Source organism: Pseudothauera nasutitermitis (genome assembly GCF_004801295.1).
Taxonomy (GTDB): domain Bacteria; phylum Pseudomonadota; class Gammaproteobacteria; order Burkholderiales; family Rhodocyclaceae; genus Pseudothauera; species Pseudothauera nasutitermitis.
Genome location: NZ_SSOC01000001.1, coordinates 205,268 through 225,983, shown reverse-complemented (window position 1 = coordinate 225,983; position 20,716 = coordinate 205,268). Strand labels below are relative to the sequence as shown.

The following is a 20,716-nucleotide window of genomic DNA, read 5'->3' as shown; positions in this document are numbered from 1 at the left end:
TGATCATGGACCAGAAACAGATCGAGAGCATTGTCCGCGCGGTACTCGGGCAGATCGGCGCCACGGCCGGCGCGGCGGCAAACGGCGGCGCGGCGCAAGCCGGCGCGGCAACAACGCAGGCGGCCCCGGCGGACGACGGCGGATGCCTGCCCGACCTGGGCGACGTCTCGGTGAAGAACTGGATCGGCGTGCAGCAGCCCAAGCATGCCGAGGTGCTGCAGGAACTCAAGCGCAACACCGGCTCGCGCGTGTGCTCGGGCCGCGTCGGCACGCGCCCGCGCACCACCTCGCTGCTGCGTTTCCTGGCCGACCACTCGCGCTCCAAGGACACCGTGCTGCAGGACGTGCCCGCCGCCTGGCTGGAAAAGACCGGCCTGCTCGAAGTGCACAGCGAAATCAGCGACAAGGACCAGTACCTGACCCGGCCCGACCTGGGGCGGCGCCTGTCGGCCGAAGCGGTGCAGACCCTCAAGGCCCAGTGCAAGCAGGCGCCGCAGGTGCAGGTGGTGGTGTCCGACGGACTATCCACCGACGCGATCACCGCCAACTACGACGAAATCCTGCCGCCGCTGCTGAAGGGGCTGGAAAGCGCCGGGCTGAACGTGGGCACGCCGTTCTTCGTGCGCTACGGCCGCGTCAAGGTCGAGGACCAGATCGGCGAGCTGCTCGGCGCCCAGGTGGTGATCCTGCTGATCGGCGAGCGGCCGGGCCTGGGGCAGTCCGAAAGCCTGTCCTGCTACATGGTGTACAGCCCCACCTCGCAGACCGTGGAAGCGGACCGCACCTGCATTTCCAACATCCACCGCGCCGGCACGCCGCCGGTGGAAGCGGCGGCGGTGATCGTCGATCTGGCCAAGCGCATGCTGGCGCAGAAGGCCTCGGGCATCGCCCTGAACAAGTAACGCGGACGCGCACAGCGGACAACCAGCCGTACCGGCTATTCGTGGAGAGCACAGTCATGGCCGCATTCGATCCCATCCAGCCCAGCGTCAAGGCGGTTCGCCTGATCGCCTCGGTGGCGAAGGACTTCAAGGAACAACTGGGCCTGCCGGCGCACATGAACAGCATCGGCCTGCTCACCGCCGACTCGGACGACGTGACCTACATCGCCGCCGACGAGGCCACCAAGCAGGCGCAGGTGGAAGTCATCTACGGGCGTTCGCTGTATGCCGGCGCGGCGCACAGTTCGTCGCCCACCGCGGGCGAGGTCATCATCGTGCTCGGCGGCCCGACGCCGGCCGAGGTCAAGGCCGGACTGGACGCGATGGTCGCCACCATCGAGAACGGCCCGGCCTTCCGCTGGGCCGACGACGCGCACACCGCCGCCTTCCTAGCGCATCTGGTGTCGCGCACCGGCAGCTACCTGTCGGCGCAGGCCAAGATTCCGCTCGGCGACTCCATCGCCTACCTGATCGCGCCGCCGCTGGAAGCCCTGTACGGCCTGGACGCGGCGATCAAGGCCGCCGACGTGACGCTGGCCACCTACATCGCGCCGCCGTCCGAAACCAACTACGCCGGCGCCTTCCTGACCGGCAGCCAGGCGGCGTGCAAGGCAGCCTGCGGCGCCTTCGGCGAGGCGGTGCTGGAAGTCGGGCGCAACAACATCCGCTACTGAGCGGACGCCGGACAGATGGGTGCCGCCATGTTTCCCTCCGATTCACGCGGGAAGGTTTCGTCATGAAGATCGACGCACTGGGTTTTCTGGAAGTCCGCGGCCTGGTCGCGGCCATCGAGGCCGCCGACGCCATGGCCAAGGCGGCCGACGTCCGGCTGATCCGCCAGCATCAGGTGGACCCGCGCTTCATCACCCTGGTGGTCGAAGGCGACCTGTCCGCCTGCCGCGCCGCCGTCGATGCCGGCAAGGCCGCCGCGGCGCGCCTGGGCGAAGTGGTCAGCCGCCTGGAAATCGGCCGGCCCGATGCCGACACCGAGTGGATGGTGGTGGATCTGGTCGGCCGCTCGAAAGAAGACAAGAAGCCCGGCAAGAAGCAAGCCGCCAGGCCCGTGGCGCGCAAGACGCCCGGCACCCCGACCCCAGGCGCGTCCGGCGCGCCCCCGACCCCGACAAGAGACGACCCGCCCGCCGCCGCCGCGGCCAGCGCTGTACCTCCCTCATCGCCCGCCGTTCAGCCGGCCCCCTCCCCGGTGGCGGGCGGTGAGACCCCACACCACGCCGCACCCGGCGACGAAGACCTGCTGGCCTTCATCGCCGCCGCGCCGCGCGGCCGTACGCTGACCGAACTGAAGACGCGCTTCGGCGCGGCGCTCGACAAGGCACGGCTGGAGGCGCTGGTGGCCGGCGGCCGCCTGCGCAAGGCGGGCGCCCGCTACCGCATCCCCGGCGCGTGAGCGCGCACGGAAACATGCGGGATTGAACGCAGCCGAGGCCGAACGCCATGGAAACCCAGGACATCGTCCGCAAAGTGTATGAGGCCGGCGTGGTCGGCTCGGGCGGCGCCGGCTTCCCGACCCACGTCAAGCTGGGCGCCCGGGCCGAGATCGTGCTGGTCAACGGCGCCGAATGCGAACCGCTGCTCAAGGTGGACCAGCAGCTTGCCGCGCGCCACGCCGACGAACTGGTGCGCGGGCTGGCGCTGGCGATGCAGGCCACCGGCGCGCGCGAGGGCATCGTCGCGCTGAAGGCCAAGTACGCCGAAGCCATCGCCGCGATCACCCCGCTGCTGCGCGCGGACATGCGCATCCACATCCTGCAGGACGTGTATCCCGCCGGCGACGAGGTCATCACCATCTGGATGGCCACCGGCCGGCGCGTGCCGCCGGGCGGCATTCCGCTGAACATCGGCGTGGTGGTCAACAACGTGCAGACGCTGATCAACGTGGCGCGCGCGGTGGACCGCGACCAGCCGGTGACCCAGCGCTGCCTCACCGTGACCGGCGCGGTCAGGCAGCCGCTCACCCTCACCCTGCCGCTGGGCACGCCCCTGCGCGAGGCGCTGGAACTCGCCGGCGGGCTGAGCATCCCGGCCGCCGACGCGGCCTTCATCGACGGCGGCCCGATGATGGGCGGCCTGCTCGAATCGCTCGACGCGCCGGTGACCAAGACCACCGGCGGGCTGATCGCGCTGCCCGCCGACCACCTGCTGATCCGCCGCCGCCGCGCCGACCTGCGCAGCGTCATCAGCATGGCGCGCACGGTGTGCGAACAGTGCCTGCTGTGCACCGAACTGTGCCCGCGCCACCTGATCGGCCACGAACTGCCGCCGCACCTGATCGTGCGCTCGGTGAACTACAACCACGTGGCCCAGCCCTCGGTGCTGCTGTCGGCGCTGACCTGTTCGGAATGCGGCATCTGCGAAGCCTACGCCTGCCCGGTGGACATCTCGCCGATGCGCATCAACCAGGAACTCAAGGCGCAGTTCCGCAAGGAAGGCGCGCGCTACCAGGGCGAACTGCGCAAGGCCGACCCGATGATCGAAGGACGGCTGCTGCCGGTGGGCCGGCTGGTGGCGCGCCTGGGGCTGACGCGCTTCAACGTCAAGGCGCCGTGGTCGGACGCGGTGCATGCGCCGGAGCGGGTGTGGATCCGCCTGCGCCAGCACATCGGCGCCCCGGCGCAGCCCTGTATCGGCGTCGGCGATGCGGTGCGCTGCGGGCAGCGCATCGCCGACATGCCGGCCAACGCGCTGGGCGTGCCGGTCCATGCCAGCATCGACGGCGTGGTCGAATCGATCGGCGAAGACGCCATCGTCATCAGGAGGGCGTAAGCCGTGTTGCACGCCATCGGATTGATCGAACTGAACAGCATCGCCAAGGGCATCGAGGCCGGCGACGCGATGCTGAAAGCGGCCGAGGTCACCCTGCTGGTGGCCAAGACCATCTGCCCGGGGAAATACATCGTGATGGTCGGCGGTGACGTCGCCGCCACCCACCGGGCGGTCGAGGTCGGCACCGAGGCGGCCGAGCACACGCTGGTGGACCAATTCACCATCCCCAACATCCACGCCTCCATCCTGCCGTCGATCAGCGGCGTGACGCCGATCGACAAGGTGCAGGCGGTGGGCGTGGTGGAGACCTACAGCGTGGGCGCCTGTATCGAATCCGCCGACGCGGCCGTCAAGGCCGCCAGCGTCGTGCCGATCCGCACGCACCTGGCCTTCGGCATCGGCGGCAAGTGCTACTACGTGCTCAACGGCGACGTCGCCGACGTCACCGCCGCAGTCAGGACCGGCGCCGATCTGGCCGCCGCGAAGGGCCTGTTGGTGCAATACACCGTGCTGCCGAGACCGCACCCGCAACTGGTCGATGCCTTGCTGTAACGCGGGCCCGGCAGCACGTTTTCTTCGTTTTCGCAGTCCGTAAAAAGGGGAGAGATGATGCAATCGACTTTCAGACTGTCCGCCGTCGCCGCCGCGCTGCTGTCCATCACCTTGATCGCAGGGTGCCAGACCGCCTCGCAGGCACCGTCGCCGCACGCCGCGCAGAGCGTGGTGCAGCAGGCGCCATTGACGCTGGAAACGGGCAACTGGGACACCTTCAACCGCGCCCAGCTCGACAAGATGATCGCCACCCACGGCAAGACCAGCCCGGGCTACGACGCCAACAAGCCGCCCTACGTGGTGTTCGACTGGGACAACACCTCGATCTTCCTCGACATCGAGGAAGCCCTGCTGATCCATCAACTGCAAAACCTGCGCTTCGCCATGACGCCCGCGCAACTGGACAAGGCGATCCGCAAGGACATTCCGACCACCGACTTCGACGCGGACAGCCGCAACGATGCCGGGCAGGCCATCAACATCGACAAGATCGCCCAGGACATCGTCTCCAGCTACACCTGGCTGTACGACAACTACCAGGGCTTCCAGGGCAGGCAGCCGCTCGCGCAGATCAGGCAGAGCCCGCAGTACCAGGACTTCATCGTCAAGATGCGCTTCCTCTACGAAGCCATCGGCAACACCTTCGACCATGCCGTCTCCTACCCGTGGATCACCTACCACTTCACCGGCATGACCGAGCAGGACGTGCGCGCGCTGGCGGCGGAAACCTTCCGCTGGCAGCAGACCCAGCCGGTCGAGGCGGTCAAGTGGACCAGCCCCGCAGCGCTGCCGGGCAAGGCGGGCGTGGTCAGCATCTCGTGGAAGAACGGCCTGCGGCCGGTGCCGGAAATGCAGGATCTCTACCAGAAACTGCGCGCCAGCGGATTCGACGTCTATGTGTGCTCGGCCTCCTTCCGCGACGTGATCCGCGAAGTGTCGTCGAACCCCGAGTTCGGCTACGCCAACGCGGTCGACAACGTCTATGCGATGGAACTCGAGCGCGACGCCAGGGGCGTGATCCAGACGCAGTTCCGCAAGGGCTACGCGCAGACCCAGGGGCCGGGCAAGACCGAGACGATCAAGCAGTTCCTGGTGCCCAGGTACGGCTACGGGCCGCTGTTCATCGCCGGCGACAGCGAAGGCGACCAGAACATGATGCAGGACTTCGCCGACACCCGGTACGTGCTCATCATCAACCGCCTGCGCGGCAACGACATCGGCAAGATGTCCAAGCTTGCGGTGGACAGTTACGGCAAGCCGGACGCCAAGTACCTGCTGCAGGGGCGTGACGACAACAAGGGGGTGCTGATCCCCTCGCAGCAGGCCTATAAGCTGGGCAGCACCACGGCCAGTACCCTGAAGTAAGCGGGCGGAAAGGCCTTCCGCCACACCCCCGGCGCAGCGCACATCCGCTGCGCCGGGTGTTTTTTCATTCCGGCGGGCTTCAATCCCAGGACCATGAATACACGTGGTCGCGGAACAACTCGGGCAGCCCCGACACCTGCTTGAAGCGCAGCACCTCGTCGTCGTCCATGCCCAGTTCGCGGGCCACCTCGGCTTCACGCCAGCCCGCCTGCAGCAGGGTGACGACGACGTCGGTCATCGGCAACACGCCATGCACGCCGCGCGCGCGATTGTGGCGGATGGTGGCGGCGATGCGGTCCGCCTCGCTTTCGCGCGCGGCGCGGATGGCCACCACCGGCAGATAGCCGTGCAGCCGTTGCTGGATGCGGCCGGGCTTCTTGCCCACGCGCTGCCGGTGGAAGCCATCGACGATCACGAAGCGGTCCTTCCCCGCCTGGTGCGCGACGATCGGCTGGGTGAAGCCGTCCGCCTCGATGGACAGCGCCAGCAGCCTCATCTCCGGCGGCGCGACGGTGTTGGGGTTGTAGTCGTTGCCCTCGACCTGGTCGCCCCGCACCCACTGCACGCAATCCACCGGCTCGCCGGCGAACGGGCTGTGCTCATGCAGGCACTGGCGTATCCGGTTGATGGCCTCCACCCGCTGCTCCAGCGGCAGGCGATCCAACTCGCGGAACAGGGCCTCTGCCCGTTCCGTCAGCTTCGTGACTTCCGGCATGCACATTCCTCACCAAGGTCACCCAGCGTCCCCGGGTGCTCCGTACCTGAAATCCATGGGGCGCCAGGAAGCGCGCGCACGCCTCCGGCATCCGCATCGTGCAGTCCAGGCCCAGGCCGTCGACGTAGTCCAGCACCTGGCCGCGCAGCGCGCGGAACAGGCCGAGCCCGCGCGCCTCGGCGCGCACATAGCCTTCGCGGATGCGCACCACGTCCGCTTGCTGCTCGATGCTGATGAAGCCCAGCACCCGCGCCTGGCCCTTGAGGCGCACGATGAACCAGCGGTAGCGCGGCCCGTCGTTGAGCGGATAGCCGCCGCATTCGCGCCGCACCGTGGCGCTGGCGAAGAAGCGCCCCATCTGGGCGAAGAACGCGGCCTCGTCGTCGGCCGAGCGCAGTTGGACGAATTCGCAATGTTCCGGGCGGATCACGATCCCCTCTCCTCGGCCAGCGCCAGCGTGTCGATGTCGCGCCGCGCGAAGCCGAACGACAGCGAACGCGCCATGTCCTGCTTGAGCAGCGACAGCGCCACGCGCCGCCAGGACGGCTGCGCCTTGCGGTTTTCCAGCGCCGGCACGCCGGCGTCCGGCCAGTCCGCCAGCGGATAGTCGTGCTGCGCCCACCAGTGGATGAAGCGCTCGATACGCCGCGCATAGACCATGCGCAGTGGCGGGGGCATGCTCTGCAGCAGGAACCGGCTGTACTGCCGCCAGGTGCTGAAGGTGGGCGGCAGGCCCAGCCCGCCGCGATAGCCGAGCAGGCGCTGGCGGCAGTAGCGCGCCGCATAGTTGGCGCCGGCCACGCGCCGGACGACGCGGAACCAGGTTTCCGGCTCCAGCCGGTGGAACAGATCCAGGCCCTTGCGCTGGTCGTCGCCGTAGGGCTGGCAGATGCGCATCTGCGAAAACGGCACCCCCGCCAGGTGCATGTGGTCGTACAGCCGGTTGTAGGCATGGCCGTGCTCGGCGGTGTAGCGCCACAGATCGGCGAACTTCCAGTCGTAGATCGGGAAGAAGGTCACCGCCCGGCCGCCGGCCAGGTCGCGAGCGCTCCACGGCACCGCCGCATCGGCGCCGGGCGGCGTCCAGGCGCACTTCTTCACCCGCGCCCGGCGCTTCACCGCCAGGTAGCGGTTGAGCGATTCGTCGGAGCGGATGCCCACCAGGAAGGCCGTGGGCACGTCCTGCGCCAGCCATTCGTTGAAGGCGGGCACGAACTCCTCGAACTCCATGCGATAGCGGTAGAAAGGGAAGAACCCTTGGTCGCTGATCACCGACGGATGGGCCGGCATCGGCCGGATCCAGTCCGCCTCGCGCCCCGGCTCCCAGGCGCACCAGTAGGGTTCCTGCAGGCTGGAGGCGTTGCGCAGGTTGAGCGGCAGGCAGATCCACCACGGCCGCACGTCCTCGCGCCCGAACATCTCGGCAACGTGGGCGATGGTCGCGCGGTACTGCCCCTCCAGGTCGATGAACAGCGCATGCACCGGAGCGCGGCCCATCTCGCGCGCGACCTCCAGTGCCAGATGCAGCGTGACGGAACTGTCCTTGCCACCGGAAAAGGCCACGCACACACGCTCGAAATGCGTGAAGACCAGCCGGATGCGGGCCTTGGCGGCCTCGTAGACATCGACATTTCGATAGGACTTGCCCGTCATGGTGCGGCCTGTTTCTTGATGTTCCTGGAGAAGGGAATTGGTCGGCGCAATGACTCGTGCAACGGCCCGAGCGGAAGCCATTTGATTAACTTCCAATGGGTTTTTGAATATCGTCGGTTCGAATGAAGCACATATTGATCCAAATCAATACGAATGAGATTGCAATCCCGAATCGCACCGAAGCCGATTCAATGCAAAAGAGTATTCATCGTGTCACATCACAAACCGGACCGCGCAATCCGATCACGCAGAATCGCCATTGAAGGCAATGGTTTTTCATATGTTATTCGCATTACCCGGACAACCCCGCCGGCGCACTGCGGAGTGCATCGGCAAATTTACGGAAAAAGCAAGGGAATTTATAAGTCCAGCGTACCGCATTCATGCTCATGCCTTTGCGCTGGATACTTATAAGCGTGTTCGATGATGAGTGATTCAGGACCGTATCTCATCTTCGCCATGCGGTGAAATGAATTCCGTCGTTGCGGCTTCTCGTCGCAAAAGAACCGATCGCATCATCACCATTGTTTACTTGCAGATTCTAGTGAGCCGGACTCGCGCTGCCAATGGCCGTACGTCGCTCTTTCGTGGATCCATTGGAGGAAGCATGCACGTACCAGGAAGCGCCGGTTCGGCGTGGAGGCTGATGAAAGACGCCATCGGGCCGCAGCGGCGCGATGGCGCCGCCGTCGGCGCCTTTCTCCTGGCGCTTGCGCGCGGCTCGGTCGGGTTGGCGTTTCAGCCCGTGCAGGCGGTCGCCGGGCGCGGCGGAGAGGTGCTCTATCACGAGGCGCTGACCCGCCAATACGGTGGCGGCCAGTGGCTGCCCTGCGGCGAGACCATGCTGGCCATGGAGCGGCTGGGCTGCATCGTCTGGTACGACCGGCTCGTGCTCAACACCGTCATCGACCTGCTGGAAGCGCATCCCGGGGTCCGCCTGGGCTGCAACCTGTCGTCCCTCAGCCTGCGCCTGGAATTGGGATGGCGGGCGATCCTCGCACGCCTGCGGCGCAACGGCTCGGTGGCCAGGCGGTTGACGCTGGAGATCACCGAAACCGCGGCCCTGCAGGATCCAGACGAAGCCCTGTCGATCATCGCCGCCCTCCGGCGGCTGGCCTGCAGGGTGGCCATCGACGATCTGGGCAGCGGACGGACGGCGCTGGCCTTCGTGCGCGACTGCCGGCCGGAGGTGATCAAGATCGATCGCAGCATTCTCGCGCCCGCTCCCGGACAAGCCGGCGAGAACACAGAGCTGCTGGCCGCCATGGTCGGCCTGGGCACACGCCTGAGCCCCTGCGTGGTGGTGGAAGGCATCGACAGCGAGGGACTGCTGCGGCGGGCCGTCGGCGCGGGCGCCACCGCCGTCCAGGGCTTCTTCATCGCTGCGCCCGAGATGCAGCCCGGCTGGCTGGCAACCCCGGTGCGCCTGCGCGCCCGCCGTCTCCATCCTGCCGAAGCCCCTGGCGCGGAAAAGGCATCATGAAGACGCCATGCAGGGTCTTCCGTGCCCGGCCGGCCGCCATCGCCGGGGCGGATGGCGAAATGCCGCGTTCTCCATGGCGGCCTGGATTACCATATCCATGCATTCGTCCGGCAGAACCGGCCACCCTCTCCTTCCGCCCCCATGTCCGTCTCCCCCTCCGCCGTCCTGCGCAGCATCGTGCTGCTGCTCGGCGCGCTGTTCCTGTTCGTGCTGCTCGACGCCACCGCCAAGCATCTTGCGCAAACCTACCCGGTGCCCATGCTGGTGTGGGCGCGCTACGCCGTGCATCTGGTGCTGATGGTGGTGCTGCTCGGCCCGTCGATGCGCGGCCGGCTGGTTTCCACCGGCCGGCCGGTGCGCCAGGTACTGCGCGCGTTCTGCCTGCTCGCGGTCACTTTCTTCAGCATGGCCGCCCTCGCGCGCATGCCGCTGGCGGAGACCACCGCGCTGCTGTTCGCCGCCCCGCTGCTGGTCACGCTGATGGCCCGCCCCATCCTCGGTGAACAGATCGGCGCGGTGCGCTGGACCGCCGTGCTGATCGGCTTTGCCGGCGTGCTGATGATCGCCCGCCCGGGCAGCGGGCTGGTCGTCGACGGCGTGCTGCTCGCACTGGGCGGCGCGGTCAGCTATGCCAGCTACCAGATCATGACCCGCCAGCTCACCGCCACCGAGCATCCGGTGACCATGGTGTTCTACACCGCGCTGGTCGGGACCGCCGGCATGAGCGTGCTGCTGCCGTGGATCTGGGCCGGGCCGCTGCCCACCGCCTTCGATGCGCTGCTGATCTGTTCGCTCGGGGTGTACGGCGGCGCGGGCCATTTCCTGCTCACGCGCGCCTTCCGCGACGCGCCGGCTTCCACGCTGACCCCCATCCTGTACGTGCAGCTGGCCTGGGCGGCGCTGGTCGGCTGGCTGGTGTTCGGCGATTTTCCGGACGGCCTGGCCTTGACCGGCATCCTGGTGATCGGCGCCGCCGGCGCATTGATCGCCCTGCACGCCCGCCGTGCCGGGCGCACCGGCTAGTGTCGCGACACCCACCAAATGCCGGTCCGTGCTTGCCCTCGAATCGCATCGCCGCGTTGCAGCCCTTGCCCAGACGTCCAGTCTGGGCAGCGGCCTGCGCCTTGCGCTGCGATCCGATGGCGGCGCACAGCCTGTGACATTCGATGGGTGTCGCGACACTAGGGTCGCGGCCGCAGCACGCCGGTCGCCAGCGCGGTACCGAGCAGGATCACCGCGCTGCCGGCCAGCATCGGCAGGGTGATGCGTTCGCCGATGAACAGCGCGCCCCACAGCATGCCGAAAATGGGGATCAACAAGGTGACGGTGACCGCGCGCTGCGGCCCCACGCGCTCCACCAGGCGGAAGAACAACACGAAGGCCGCCCCGGTGGAGAACACCGCCAACAGCACGGCCGCGACCCAGGAACCCGGCGGCGGCGGCTCCGCCGGCCAGTAGGCCACCGCCAGCGGCGCAAGGATCAGCGCGGCGTAGAACTGGCTGCCGGTGGCCGCGACCAGCGGCGCGACGCCGGCCAGATAGCGTTTGGTGAAACTCGCCGAAACCCCGTAGCTCAAGGCGGCGCCCAGGCAGGCCAGGATCGCCGGCGCGCTCCCCAGGCCGGTCAGCGCCAGCTTGTCCCACACCAGCACGCCCACCCCGAACACGCCGACGCACAGCCCCAGCAGCGCGCCGCGGCGCAGCCGGTCGCGCAGCCACAGCCAGGCCACCAGCGCGGTGAACAACGGCGTGGTGGCATTGACCACGGACGCGAAGCCGGCGGTCACCGTGAGCGTGGCGTAGGCGTACAGCACGAAAGGCAGCGCAGAACTGCCCAGCCCCAGCACGATCAGCACGCCCGCCCGCCGCCACAGCTCGGCCAGCCCGCCCGCCATCGCCAGAAAGGGCAGCAGCACCAGCGCGGCCAGCCCGACGCGCAGCTCGATCAGCGCAAAGGGGCCGAACGCCGGCACCGCCACGCGGATGAACAGGAAGGCGGCGCCCCACAGGGCGGCGAGCAGGAACAGATCGAGAAAATCGCGGGGCTTCACAGGGCGGGAGATTCCGGAAACGCGTTACCGACGGAACGCGGGCGGCCCCGCGCCGGCAACGCCGCACGATAGCAGATCGACTATCGGGACGGCGCACGACGGGGGTACCTGCGCCTATCTTCTCGCCCGGCCGTCCTCGCTTTTCAGGGCTTCCTCGACCAGACGGACCAGGGTGCCGGCCGGTGCGTCCATCTTGTCCACCGGGACGGCGGCAAAGCCCAGGTTCATGCCGCACAGGTGGTTGTCGGGATGGATGGCGTACATCGACAGCGGGCGGAAGACCACGCCGTTGAGCAGGGCCTGCGAGGCCAGCGTGGCATCGTCGAGCGGCGGCACGAAGCGTACCGGCAGGTGCAGGCCGGTGAGCACGTCGGGGGTGTCGATCAGCCCGCCCAGGCGCGCTTCGAGGAAGTTGCGCAGATAGTCGCGGCGCTCCTGGTAGATGCCGCGCATGCGGCGGATGTGGCCGGTGAAATGGCCGGCCTCGATGAACTCGGCGAGCGCCGCCTGTTCCAGCATGCGCCCCTCGCGGTACAGCTCGGCATTGCCGATGGAGAACGCTTCGACCAGGTCTTCCGGCACTACCAGGTAGGCCAGCCGCAGACCCGGATACAGCACCTTGCTGAAGGTGCCGATATACACCACGCGCTGCGCCGTGGACAGGCCGAACAGCGAGGCCACCGGGCGCGAGTGGTTGCAGATTTCGTTGTCGTAGTCGTCCTCGATGATCCAGATGCGGTTCTTCTCCGCGTAGTCGAGCAGGCGCAGGCGGCGCTCCAGCGGCAGCATCGCGCCGGTGGGGTACTGGCTGGACGGCGAGACGAACACCATGCGCGGCGGCGGCCCGTTCCATTCGTCGTCGGTGGGCGCCAGGCCATCGGCATCCACGCGGATCGGCGCCACCGTCAGGTCGGAGGCCGAGAGTACGTTGCGCGCCCCCCAGTAGCCGGGGTCTTCCATCCATACGGTATCGCCCGCGTCGCACAGCAGGCGGGCGCACAGGTCGAGGGCCTGGTGGGAGCCGTTGACGATCATGATCTGGCGCGGCGAACACGACATCATGCGGGTCACCCGCAGGTAATCGGCCAGCACCGCCTTGAGCGGCCCGTATCCCCCGTAGCCGTACTGCGCCAGATGGCGCTGCTCGTGGCGCAGGTGCTTGGCCACCAGACGGCGCCAGGTGGCGAACGGGAAATGCGCGACGTCGGGAAAGCCGGGGATGAACGCGCCGGCCTGCACCCGGCTGCTCGACGCATTGGCCGCGATGCGGTTGCCGCGCCGCGACAGGCCCTCGCGCCGCGTGCCGATCATGCGGCGCGGATGCGGCGGCGTCAGGGTGTCGCGGATCTTGTCGGAAACGAAGGTGCCCGAGCCGACCACGCTGTCCAGATAGCCCTCGGCCACCAGCAGATCGTAGGCACGCACCACGGTGTTGCGCCCCAGGCCGAGATCGGCGGCCAGCACGCGCGTGGGCGGGAGAACCGTGCCGGATTCGAGGCGCTGTTCGAGGATCGCCTGGCGCACGCACAAATACAGCCGCAGGCGCTGGCCGGCGCCGCCGGGCTGGGCGCGGAAGGCCTGCTGGATGATTTCACGGGCGAGCTGGTTGGACACGCTTTTGCTGCGGAGCAAGAAAATTGGCCCCACCAAGTTTAGCAAAATTGGTTCATATCAAATCCGATTTTTTGCCTAGGATGCATCAACGCTTGATTCCAGCCGCGTGATGCCAGGCGCGTGGCGATGACCAGCAGCCTTCACCCTTGGAGACAACCCATGGCGACCGAGACACGACAAGCGGCGCAGGAGACGCCACCCGCCCACGTCAGCTTCCGTGGCGTGCAGAAGACCTACGATGGCGAAAACCTGATCGTGCGCAATCTCGATCTGGACATCCGCCGCGGTGAATTCATCACCCTGCTGGGCCCCTCCGGCTCGGGCAAGACCACCTGCCTGATGATGCTGGCCGGTTTCGAGACCCCCACCGCCGGCGAGATCCGCCTGGGCGACTGTGTCATCAACCGCCTGCCGCCGCACAAGCGCAACATCGGCATGGTGTTCCAGAACTACGCGCTGTTTCCCAACATGACCGTGCGGGAAAACCTGCGTTTTCCGCTGTCCGTACGAAAATTCTCCGCCGCCGAAATCGACGCCAAGGTCAAGCGCGCGCTGGAGATGGTGCAACTGGGCGGTTTCGAGAACCGCCGTCCCGCGCAACTCTCCGGCGGGCAGCAGCAGCGCGTGGCGCTGGCCCGGGCGCTGGTGTTCGAGCCGCAGCTGGTGCTGATGGACGAGCCGCTCGGCGCGCTGGACAAGCAGCTGCGCGAGCACATGCAGCTGGAGATCAAGCACATCCACCAGACCCTGGGCATCACCTTCGTGTTCGTCACCCACGACCAGGGCGAGGCGCTCACCATGTCGGACCGCATCGCGGTGTTCAACCACGGGGTGATCCAGCAGATCGACGTGCCGGAAGTCCTCTATGAAAAACCGGCCAATGCCTTCGTGGCCAGCTTCATCGGCGAGAACAATGCCCTGTCCGGCCGTATCGACAGCCGCACCGGCGACATCGTCTCGGTGCTGCTGCCCGACGGCAACCGCATCGCCGTGAGCGCCGGCGATGCCGGCGGCCCCGGCAGCGACACGCTGGTGTCGATCCGCCCGGAGCGGGTCCGGCTGGCGCGGGAGCGCGCCCCGCGCGACAACCTGCTGCGCGCCACCGTGCTCGAACACATCTATCTCGGCGACCACGTGCGGCTGCGCATGCAGGTGGCCGGCTGCGACAACTTCACCATGAAGACGCCGATCTCGCGCCTGGACCGCTGTCCGGCCGCCGGCGAGCACGTCGACCTGGCGCTCGCCCCCGAGCACCTGCTGGCGCTGGCCGCCTGACGGCGGCGGCGCGCCACCTTCCCCGTTCCATTGCCGCACCACCCACACCAGGAGGTTTACATGAACGCCCGTCTCTCCCGCACCCTGCTGCGCAGTGCCCTCGCCGCCTCGCTGGCCTGCCTCGGCCTGGGCGGCATCGCGCACGCCGACGTCACCGTGATTTCCTTCGGTGGGGCCAACCAGGCCGCACAGGACAAGGCCTTCTACCAGCCCTACACCGCCAGCACCGGCAGCAGGGTGATCGCCGGCGAATACAACGGCGAACTGGCGCGGGTGAGCGCCATGGTGCAGGCCGGCAACGTCACCTGGGACGTGGTGGAAATGGAATCCCCCGAACTGGTGCGCGGCTGCGACGAAGGACTGTTCGAAAAACTCGACTACAGCCGCATCGGCAAGACCGAGGACTTCCTGCCCGAGGCCGTCACGCCCTGCGGCATCGGCATCTTCGTCTGGTCGACCGCCATCGCCTACGACGCCGACCGCCTCAAGGAAGCCCCCAGGGGCTGGACCGACTTCTGGGACGTGAACAAGATCCCCGGTAAGCGCGGCCTGCGCAAGGGCGCCAAGTACACCCTGGAATTCGCCCTGCTCGCCGACGGCGTGCCGCCGGAGAAGGTCTACGAGACGCTCGCCACCCCGGCGGGCGTGAGCCGCGCCTTCGCCAAGCTCGACGAACTCAAGCCGCACATCGTCTGGTGGGAGGCCGGCGCCCAGCCGCCGCAGCTGCTCGCCGCCGGCGATCTGGTGATGAGCTCGGCCTACAACGGCCGCATCGCCGCCGCGCGCAAGGAAGGGCGCAACCTCAGGATCGTGTGGAACGGCAGCATCTACGATCTCGACTACTGGGCCATCCCGGTCGGCACCAGGCAGCGCGACGAGGCCTACCGCTTCATCGCCTTCGCCAGCCGGCCCGAGGGCCAGCGCGTGATGGCCGAGGAAATCGCCTACGGCCCGACCCACAAGGACGCGGTCGGCGGCATGCCGGCGGAACTGGCGGCGGACCTGCCCACCGCGCCGGCCAACCTGCAAGGCGCGTTCGCCACCGACACCGAGTTCTGGGTGGAGTACGGCGAGGATCTGGAGCAGCGCTTCAACGCCTGGGCGCTGCGCTGACCGGCCGCTTCCCCCGTCCCCATCCGTCCCGCGATGGCGCATGCACCGCCGTGCGCCGTCGCGGACCATCCGGAAGACACGCCATGACCGCGCTTTGCGAAACCGCCGACGCCCCCATCGCGCCGCGCGCCCTGAAGCGGCGCCTGCGCCACGCGGAGCGGCGCAGGAACCTGCTGTTCGCCGCCCTCATCGGGCCGCTGGCCTTCTTCGTGCTGGCCAGCTTCATCGTGCCGATCGCCTCGCTGCTGGGCAAGAGCATCGACAACCCCGAAGTGCATGGCAATCTGCCGCAGACCCTGGCCCTGCTGGAAGACTGGTCCGGCGACGCCCTGCCGGACGACGCCACCTTCGCCAGCCTGGCGCACGAACTGACGCAGGCCGCCGGCACCCCGGCGGTCGCCAACATCGCCAAGCGCCTCAACCGCGAGCAGCCGGGCACGCGCACCCTGGTGATGCGCACCGCGCGCGGACTGCCGCTGCCCGAGGGCACACCCGCCCGCGAAGGACTGATCCAGCTCGACGCGCGCTGGGGCGAAACGCAGACCTGGCACCTGCTGCGCAACGCCGGCGGCGCATTCACCGGCTTCTACCTGCTGTCGGCGGTGGACCGCACGGTGGACGCCGACGGCAACATCGTCGCCTCTCCGCCCGAGGAAGCGGTGTATCTCGACGTGCTCAAGCGCACCTTCGTCATGAGCATCGTGGTGACGGCAGTCTGCCTGCTGCTCGGTTTCCCGCTCGCCTACCTGATGGCCACCCTGCCGGCGCGCCACGCCAACCTGCTGATGATCCTGGTGCTGCTGCCGTTCTGGACCTCGGTGCTGGTGCGCGTGGCGGCGTGGATCGTGCTGCTGCAGAACGAAGGCCTGATCAACCAGTTGCTGATGTGGACCGGCGTCACCGAGGCGCCGGTCCAGATGCTGTTCAACCGCTTCGGCGTGTATGTGGCGATGGTGCACATCCTGCTGCCCTTCATGGTGCTGCCGCTGTATTCGGTGATGAAGGGCATCCCGCCGGCCTACCTGCGCGCCGCCGTGTCGCTGGGCTGCCCGCCGCTGCGCAGCTTCTGGCGGGTGTATTTCCCGCTCACCCTGCCGGGCATCGGCGCCGGCGCGCTGCTGGTGTTCATCCTGTGCATGGGCTACTACATCACCCCGGCGCTGCTGGGCGGCCCCAACGACCAGATGATCAGCTACTTCATCGCCTTCTACACCAACCAGACGGTGAACTGGGGCATGGCCTCCGCGCTGTCGGTGGTGCTGCTGGCCGCCACCCTGGTGCTCTACGGCTTCTACGTGCGCTATCTCGGCACGCCGAACACCGACGCGCGCTGACGGAGGAAGCTCATGCTGCAACCCTATGCCTCTCCGCTGGAACGTGCCTGGTACGTGGGCCTGCGCGTGCTGGTCGGCCTGATCCTGCTGTTCCTGATCCTGCCCATCCTGGTCATCATCCCGCTGTCGTTCAACGCCGACAGCTTCCTGATGTACCCGATGTCGGGCTTCTCGCTGCGCTGGTACGAGGACTTCTTCACCTCGCCGGCCTGGCGCCGCTCGCTCGCCAACAGCCTGATCATCTCGCCGCTGGCCACCCTGCTGGCGATGGTGCTCGGCACCATGGCGGCGATCGGCCTGGTGCGCGCGCGCTTTCCCGGCAAGGCGCTGCTCACCGCCATCCTGATCTCGCCGATGGTGGTGCCGGTGGTGATCGTCGCGGTGGCCCTGTACATGGCCTTCGCGCCCTTCGGCCTGACCGGCACCTATACCGGGCTGGTGCTGGCCCACGCGGTGCTCGGCGTGCCCTTCGTGGTCACCACCGTCACCGCCACGCTGCAGGGCTTCGACTTCAACCTGGTGCGCGCCGCCGGCAGCCTGGGCGCCGGGCCGCTGACCACCTTCTTCCGCGTCACCCTGCCGCAGGTGGCGCCGGGGGTGATCTCCGGCGGGCTGTTCGCCTTCGCCATCTCCTTCGACGAGGTGGTGGTGACGCTGTTCCTCGCCAGCCCGGAGCAGGCCACCCTGCCGCGCCAGATGTTCTCCGGCATCCGCGAGAACATCAGCCCGACCATCGCGGCGGCGGCCACCATCCTCGTGCTGATGTCCACGCTGATGCTGCTGACGCTGGAATGGCTGCGGCGGCGCAACGAGCGCCTGCGCGGCGTCTCGCCCGGCTGAGCCGCAGCCCACGGACGCCTCCCCGAACAATCGACCACGGTGCGCCGTCCCGGCGCACCGCCGCATACCAGGAGCCTTCATGAGCCCAAGCCTTGCCAACCCCCACCTGTTCCGTCAGCAGTGCTACGTCGCCGGCATCTGGTGCGACGCCGACGACGGCACCGTACTGACCGTCCACAACCCCGCCGACGGCAGCCCCCTCGGCAGCGTGCCCAGACTCGGCCGCGCCGAAACCCGCCGCGCCATCGACGCCGCCAACGCCGCCTGGCCGGCGTGGCGGGCGCTGACCGCCGGCGCGCGTGCACGCATCCTGCGCAAGTGGTTCGAACTGATCCTGGCCAACCAGGAAGACCTCGCCCTGCTGATGACCCTGGAACAGGGCAAGCCGCTCGCCGAGGCGCGCGGCGAGGTCGCCTACGCGGCCTCCTTCATCGAATGGTTCGCCGAGGAAGGCAAGCGCATCTACGGCGACGTGATCCCCGGCCACCAGGGCGACAAGCGCATCGTCGTCACCAAGGAACCCATCGGCGTGTGCGCGGCGATCACGCCGTGGAATTTTCCGCTGGCGATGATCACCCGCAAGGCCGGCCCGGCGCTGGCCGCCGGCTGCACCATGGTGCTCAAGCCGGCCACCCAGACCCCCTACTCCGCGCTGGCGCTGGCCGCGCTGGCGGAACAGGCCGGCGTGCCGGCGGGCGTGTTCAGCGTGGTCACCGGCTCGTCGGCCGAGATCGGCGCCGAACTCACCGAAAACCCCATCGTGCGCAAGCTCAGCTTCACCGGCTCCACCGAGGTCGGCGTCAAGCTGATGGCGCAATGCGCGCCGACCATCAAGAAACTGTCGCTGGAACTGGGCGGCAACGCGCCCTTCATCGTCTTCGACGACGCCGACCTGGACGCCGCCGTGGAAGGCGCGCTGGCCTCCAAGTACCGCAACACCGGCCAGACCTGCGTGTGCGCCAACCGCCTGCTGGTGCAGGACGGCGTGTATGACGCCTTCGCCGAAAAACTCGCCGCCGCGGTCGCCCAGCTCAAGGTCGGCAACGGCCTGGAGCCGGGCGTCACGCAGGGCCCGCTGATCGACGGACGCGCGGTGGACAAGGTCGAGGAACACATCGCCGACGCGCTCGCCAAGGGCGCGCGCCTGGTGGCCGGCGGCAAGCGCCACGCGCTGGGCGGCAGCTTCTTCGAGCCGACCATCCTCGCCGACGTCACCCCGGACATGAAGGTGGCGCGCGAGGAAACCTTCGGCCCGCTGGCGCCACTGTTCCGCTTCCGCGACGAGGCCGAGGCGATCCGCATGGCCAACGACACCGAATTCGGCCTGGCGGCCTACTTCTTCGCCGCCGGCATGAACCGCGTGTGGCGCGTTTCGGCGGCGCTGGAATACGGCATCGTCGGCATCAACACCGGGCTGATCTCCACCGAGGTGGCGCCGTTCGGCGGCATGAAGGCCTCCGGCCTGGGCCGCGAAGGCTCCAAGTACGGCATCGAGGACTACCTCGAAATCAAGTACCTGTGCATGGGCGGCGTGCAGTAGCGGCCACCCGTCAGCGCTACCCATTTCCTTTTTCGGACCGGGCTTCGCCAGGTCTCTTCCATCCGTCGTCTCCGGAGCACCCCATGAACGCCAATACCCTGCCCCCCGATACCGACCAGACCAACGCCGCGCTGCTCGCGCGGCGCGCCGCCGCACTGCCGCGCGGCGTCGGCCAAGCCCACCAGCTGTTCGCCACGCGCGCGCGCAACGCAGAAATCTGGGACGTCGAAGGCCGCCGCTACATCGATTTCGTCGCCGGCATCGCGGTGGTGAACACCGGCCATGCCCATCCGCGCGTCATCGCCGCGGCGCAGGCGCAGATCCCCGAATTCACCCACACCTGCTTCCAGGTCGTCGCCTACGACAGCTACCTGCGCCTGTGCGAGCGCCTCAACGCGCTGGCCCCGGGCGACGCGCCGAAGAAGAGCATGCTGGTCAACAGCGGCGCGGAGGCGGTCGAGAACGCCATCAAGATCGCCCGCGCATTCACCGGCCGGCCCGGCGTGATCGCCTTCAACGGCGGCTTCCATGGCCGCACCCTGCTGACCTTGGGGCTGACCGGCAAGGTCGATCCCTACAAGCGCGGCGTCGGTCCCTTCCCCGCCGAGATCCACCACGCGCCCTTCCCCTGCGCGCTGCACGGCATCAGCGTCGACGACGCGCTGCACGGCATCGAACTGCTGTTCAAGCACGACATCGAGCCCGAGCGCGTCGCCGCCTTCATCGTCGAGCCGGTGCAGGGCGAAGGCGGCTACTACCCGGCCCCGGCGGAATTCCTGCGCGGCCTGCGCGCGCTGGCCGACCGCCACGGCATCCTGCTGATCGCCGACGAGGTGCAGACCGGCATCGGGCGCACCGGCAAGCTGTTCGCCATGGAGCACTACGACGTGGTGCCCGACCTGGTCACGCTGGCCAAGGGCCTGGGCGGCGGCTTCCCGGTGGCGGCGATCGTCGGCCGCGCCGACGTCATGGACGGCCTCGCCCCCGGCGGTCTCGGCGGCACCTATGCCGGCAGCCCGATGGCGTGCGCGGCGGCGCTGGCCGTGCTCGACGTGGTGGCCGAGGAAGACCTGTGCCAGCGCGCCGCCCGGCTGGGCGAGCACATGCAGGCGCGCCTGCGCTCGATCGCTGCGCGCCATCCCGTGATCGGCGACGTGCGCGGCCTGGGCGCGATGGTGGCACTGGAATTCCTCCACGACGACGACCCCGCGCGGCCGGCCGCCGACATCGCCAGGGCGGTCATCGCCGAGGCCTTCCGGCGCGGCCTGCTGCTGCTGTCCTGCGGCAGCTACGGCAACGTGCTGCGCCTGATGATTCCGCTGACCATCGAGCAGACGGTGCTCGACGAGGGCCTGGACATCCTCGCCGCCGCCATCGATTCGGTGATCGCCGCGCGGCACTGAGCGTTCCTCACCCGGACGGACTGGCGTACGGTCCGTCCGGGGTTTCGGTGCCG

General features: G+C 68.5%; 19 protein-coding genes. 14 read left to right on the top strand and 5 right to left on the bottom strand.

Annotated elements, in window-relative coordinates:
* Positions 1-5 precede the first annotated feature (5 nt).
* The 6 genes from eutC (at position 6) to E6C76_RS01055 (ending at position 5,642) form a co-directional block, all read left to right on the top strand.
* Positions 6-902 (top strand): ethanolamine ammonia-lyase subunit EutC, encoded by an 897-nt coding sequence (eutC, locus tag E6C76_RS01080; protein WP_136346425.1) that lies wholly within the window; start codon positions 6-8, stop codon positions 900-902.
* A 56-nt stretch (positions 903-958) separates the two neighbouring features.
* Positions 959-1,615 (top strand): ethanolamine utilization microcompartment protein EutL, encoded by a 657-nt coding sequence (eutL, locus tag E6C76_RS01075; protein WP_136346424.1) that lies wholly within the window; start codon positions 959-961, stop codon positions 1,613-1,615.
* 62 nt (positions 1,616-1,677) lie between these two features.
* Positions 1,678-2,349: a BMC domain-containing protein gene (locus tag E6C76_RS22730; RefSeq protein WP_136346423.1), complete on the top strand. Its 672-nt coding sequence runs from the start codon at positions 1,678-1,680 to the stop codon at positions 2,347-2,349.
* Between the two features lie 47 nt (positions 2,350-2,396).
* Positions 2,397-3,725 (top strand): 4Fe-4S dicluster domain-containing protein, encoded by a 1,329-nt coding sequence (locus E6C76_RS01065; protein WP_136346422.1) that lies wholly within the window; start codon positions 2,397-2,399, stop codon positions 3,723-3,725.
* 3 nt (positions 3,726-3,728) lie between these two features.
* Positions 3,729-4,277, top strand: a complete 549-nt coding sequence (locus tag E6C76_RS01060) for a BMC domain-containing protein (protein ID WP_136346421.1) — start codon at positions 3,729-3,731, stop codon at positions 4,275-4,277.
* A gap of 57 nt (positions 4,278-4,334) precedes the next feature.
* Positions 4,335-5,642: a haloacid dehalogenase-like hydrolase gene (locus tag E6C76_RS01055; RefSeq protein WP_136346420.1), complete on the top strand. Its 1,308-nt coding sequence runs from the start codon at positions 4,335-4,337 to the stop codon at positions 5,640-5,642.
* 79 nt (positions 5,643-5,721) lie between these two features.
* Here E6C76_RS01055 and E6C76_RS01045 read toward each other — a convergent pair whose 3' ends face one another.
* The 3 genes from E6C76_RS01045 to E6C76_RS01035 are packed head-to-tail and all read right to left on the bottom strand — an operon-like array spanning position 5,722 to position 8,010.
* A complete protein-coding gene (locus tag E6C76_RS01045; protein ID WP_136346419.1) occupies positions 5,722-6,357 on the bottom strand; it encodes an IbrB-like domain-containing protein in 636 nt (211 codons plus the stop codon).
* A complete protein-coding gene (locus E6C76_RS01040; RefSeq protein WP_211090070.1) occupies positions 6,242-6,787 on the bottom strand; it encodes a hypothetical protein in 546 nt (181 codons plus the stop codon). Before E6C76_RS01040 ends, E6C76_RS01045 begins: the two co-directional genes overlap by 116 nt.
* Positions 6,784-8,010 carry a phosphoadenosine phosphosulfate reductase gene (locus E6C76_RS01035; RefSeq protein ID WP_136346418.1) on the bottom strand — a complete coding sequence of 409 codons (1,227 nt, stop codon included), beginning with the start codon at positions 8,008-8,010 and terminating at the stop codon, positions 6,784-6,786. The genes E6C76_RS01040 and E6C76_RS01035 overlap by 4 nt, the downstream gene beginning before the upstream one ends.
* Before the next feature lie 646 nt (positions 8,011-8,656).
* Between E6C76_RS01035 and E6C76_RS01030 the strand changes: the two genes are divergently transcribed.
* Together E6C76_RS01030 and E6C76_RS01025 are read left to right on the top strand one after the other, a co-directional pair.
* The gene (locus tag E6C76_RS01030) at positions 8,657-9,493 is read left to right on the top strand and encodes an EAL domain-containing protein (RefSeq protein ID WP_168734199.1); all 837 of its coding nucleotides are present in this window, start codon (positions 8,657-8,659) and stop codon (positions 9,491-9,493) included.
* A gap of 141 nt (positions 9,494-9,634) precedes the next feature.
* Positions 9,635-10,516, top strand: coding sequence for a DMT family transporter (locus E6C76_RS01025; protein ID WP_136346416.1), 882 nt, complete (start codon positions 9,635-9,637; stop codon positions 10,514-10,516).
* Between the two features lie 158 nt (positions 10,517-10,674).
* Here the strand turns inward: E6C76_RS01025 and E6C76_RS01020 are convergent, their stop codons facing one another.
* Positions 10,675-11,544, bottom strand: a complete 870-nt coding sequence (locus E6C76_RS01020; RefSeq protein WP_136346415.1) for a DMT family transporter — start codon at positions 11,542-11,544, stop codon at positions 10,675-10,677.
* 114 nt (positions 11,545-11,658) lie between these two features.
* A complete protein-coding gene (gene pdxR / locus E6C76_RS01015) occupies positions 11,659-13,158 on the bottom strand; it encodes a MocR-like pyridoxine biosynthesis transcription factor PdxR (protein WP_136346959.1) in 1,500 nt (499 codons plus the stop codon).
* Positions 13,159-13,317: 159 nt separating this feature from the next.
* Between pdxR and E6C76_RS01010 the strand changes: the two genes are divergently transcribed.
* From E6C76_RS01010 to gabT, 6 genes are all read left to right on the top strand, one after another.
* The gene (locus E6C76_RS01010) at positions 13,318-14,433 is read left to right on the top strand and encodes an ABC transporter ATP-binding protein (RefSeq protein WP_136346414.1); all 1,116 of its coding nucleotides are present in this window, start codon (positions 13,318-13,320) and stop codon (positions 14,431-14,433) included.
* Positions 14,434-14,493: 60 nt separating this feature from the next.
* Positions 14,494-15,546: an ABC transporter substrate-binding protein gene (locus E6C76_RS01005; protein ID WP_136346413.1), complete on the top strand. Its 1,053-nt coding sequence runs from the start codon at positions 14,494-14,496 to the stop codon at positions 15,544-15,546.
* A gap of 83 nt (positions 15,547-15,629) precedes the next feature.
* Positions 15,630-16,880 (top strand): ABC transporter permease, encoded by a 1,251-nt coding sequence (locus E6C76_RS01000; RefSeq protein WP_136346412.1) that lies wholly within the window; start codon positions 15,630-15,632, stop codon positions 16,878-16,880.
* A gap of 12 nt (positions 16,881-16,892) precedes the next feature.
* The gene (locus E6C76_RS00995; RefSeq protein ID WP_136346411.1) at positions 16,893-17,720 is read left to right on the top strand and encodes an ABC transporter permease; all 828 of its coding nucleotides are present in this window, start codon (positions 16,893-16,895) and stop codon (positions 17,718-17,720) included.
* Positions 17,721-17,799: 79 nt separating this feature from the next.
* Entirely contained in the window at positions 17,800-19,260 is a 1,461-nt protein-coding gene (gene gabD, locus E6C76_RS00990; RefSeq protein WP_136346410.1) for an NADP-dependent succinate-semialdehyde dehydrogenase, read from the top strand.
* A gap of 83 nt (positions 19,261-19,343) precedes the next feature.
* The gene (gene gabT, locus E6C76_RS00985; protein ID WP_136346409.1) at positions 19,344-20,663 is read left to right on the top strand and encodes a 4-aminobutyrate--2-oxoglutarate transaminase; all 1,320 of its coding nucleotides are present in this window, start codon (positions 19,344-19,346) and stop codon (positions 20,661-20,663) included.
* The last annotated feature ends 53 nt before the right edge of the window (positions 20,664-20,716 follow it).

Excerpts from the sequence above, each read along its gene's own strand:
- eutC (WP_136346425.1), top strand. The coding sequence starts at position 6 with ATGGACCAGAAACAGATCGAGAGCATTGTCCGCGCGGTACTCGGGCAG.
- eutL (WP_136346424.1), top strand. The coding sequence starts at position 959 with ATGGCCGCATTCGATCCCATCCAGCCCAGCGTCAAGGCGGTTCGCCTG.
- E6C76_RS22730 (WP_136346423.1), top strand. The coding sequence starts at position 1,678 with ATGAAGATCGACGCACTGGGTTTTCTGGAAGTCCGCGGCCTGGTCGCG.
- E6C76_RS01065 (WP_136346422.1), top strand. The coding sequence starts at position 2,397 with ATGGAAACCCAGGACATCGTCCGCAAAGTGTATGAGGCCGGCGTGGTC.
- E6C76_RS01055 (WP_136346420.1), top strand. The coding sequence starts at position 4,335 with ATGCAATCGACTTTCAGACTGTCCGCCGTCGCCGCCGCGCTGCTGTCC.
- E6C76_RS01045 (WP_136346419.1), bottom strand. The coding sequence starts at position 6,357 with ATGCCGGAAGTCACGAAGCTGACGGAACGGGCAGAGGCCCTGTTCCGC.
- E6C76_RS01035 (WP_136346418.1), bottom strand. The coding sequence starts at position 8,010 with ATGACGGGCAAGTCCTATCGAAATGTCGATGTCTACGAGGCCGCCAAG.
- E6C76_RS01030 (WP_168734199.1), top strand. The coding sequence starts at position 8,657 with ATGAAAGACGCCATCGGGCCGCAGCGGCGCGATGGCGCCGCCGTCGGC.
- E6C76_RS01025 (WP_136346416.1), top strand. The coding sequence starts at position 9,635 with ATGTCCGTCTCCCCCTCCGCCGTCCTGCGCAGCATCGTGCTGCTGCTC.
- E6C76_RS01010 (WP_136346414.1), top strand. The coding sequence starts at position 13,318 with ATGGCGACCGAGACACGACAAGCGGCGCAGGAGACGCCACCCGCCCAC.
- E6C76_RS01005 (WP_136346413.1), top strand. The coding sequence starts at position 14,494 with ATGAACGCCCGTCTCTCCCGCACCCTGCTGCGCAGTGCCCTCGCCGCC.
- E6C76_RS01000 (WP_136346412.1), top strand. The coding sequence starts at position 15,630 with ATGACCGCGCTTTGCGAAACCGCCGACGCCCCCATCGCGCCGCGCGCC.
- E6C76_RS00995 (WP_136346411.1), top strand. The coding sequence starts at position 16,893 with ATGCTGCAACCCTATGCCTCTCCGCTGGAACGTGCCTGGTACGTGGGC.
- gabD (WP_136346410.1), top strand. The coding sequence starts at position 17,800 with ATGAGCCCAAGCCTTGCCAACCCCCACCTGTTCCGTCAGCAGTGCTAC.
- gabT (WP_136346409.1), top strand. The coding sequence starts at position 19,344 with ATGAACGCCAATACCCTGCCCCCCGATACCGACCAGACCAACGCCGCG.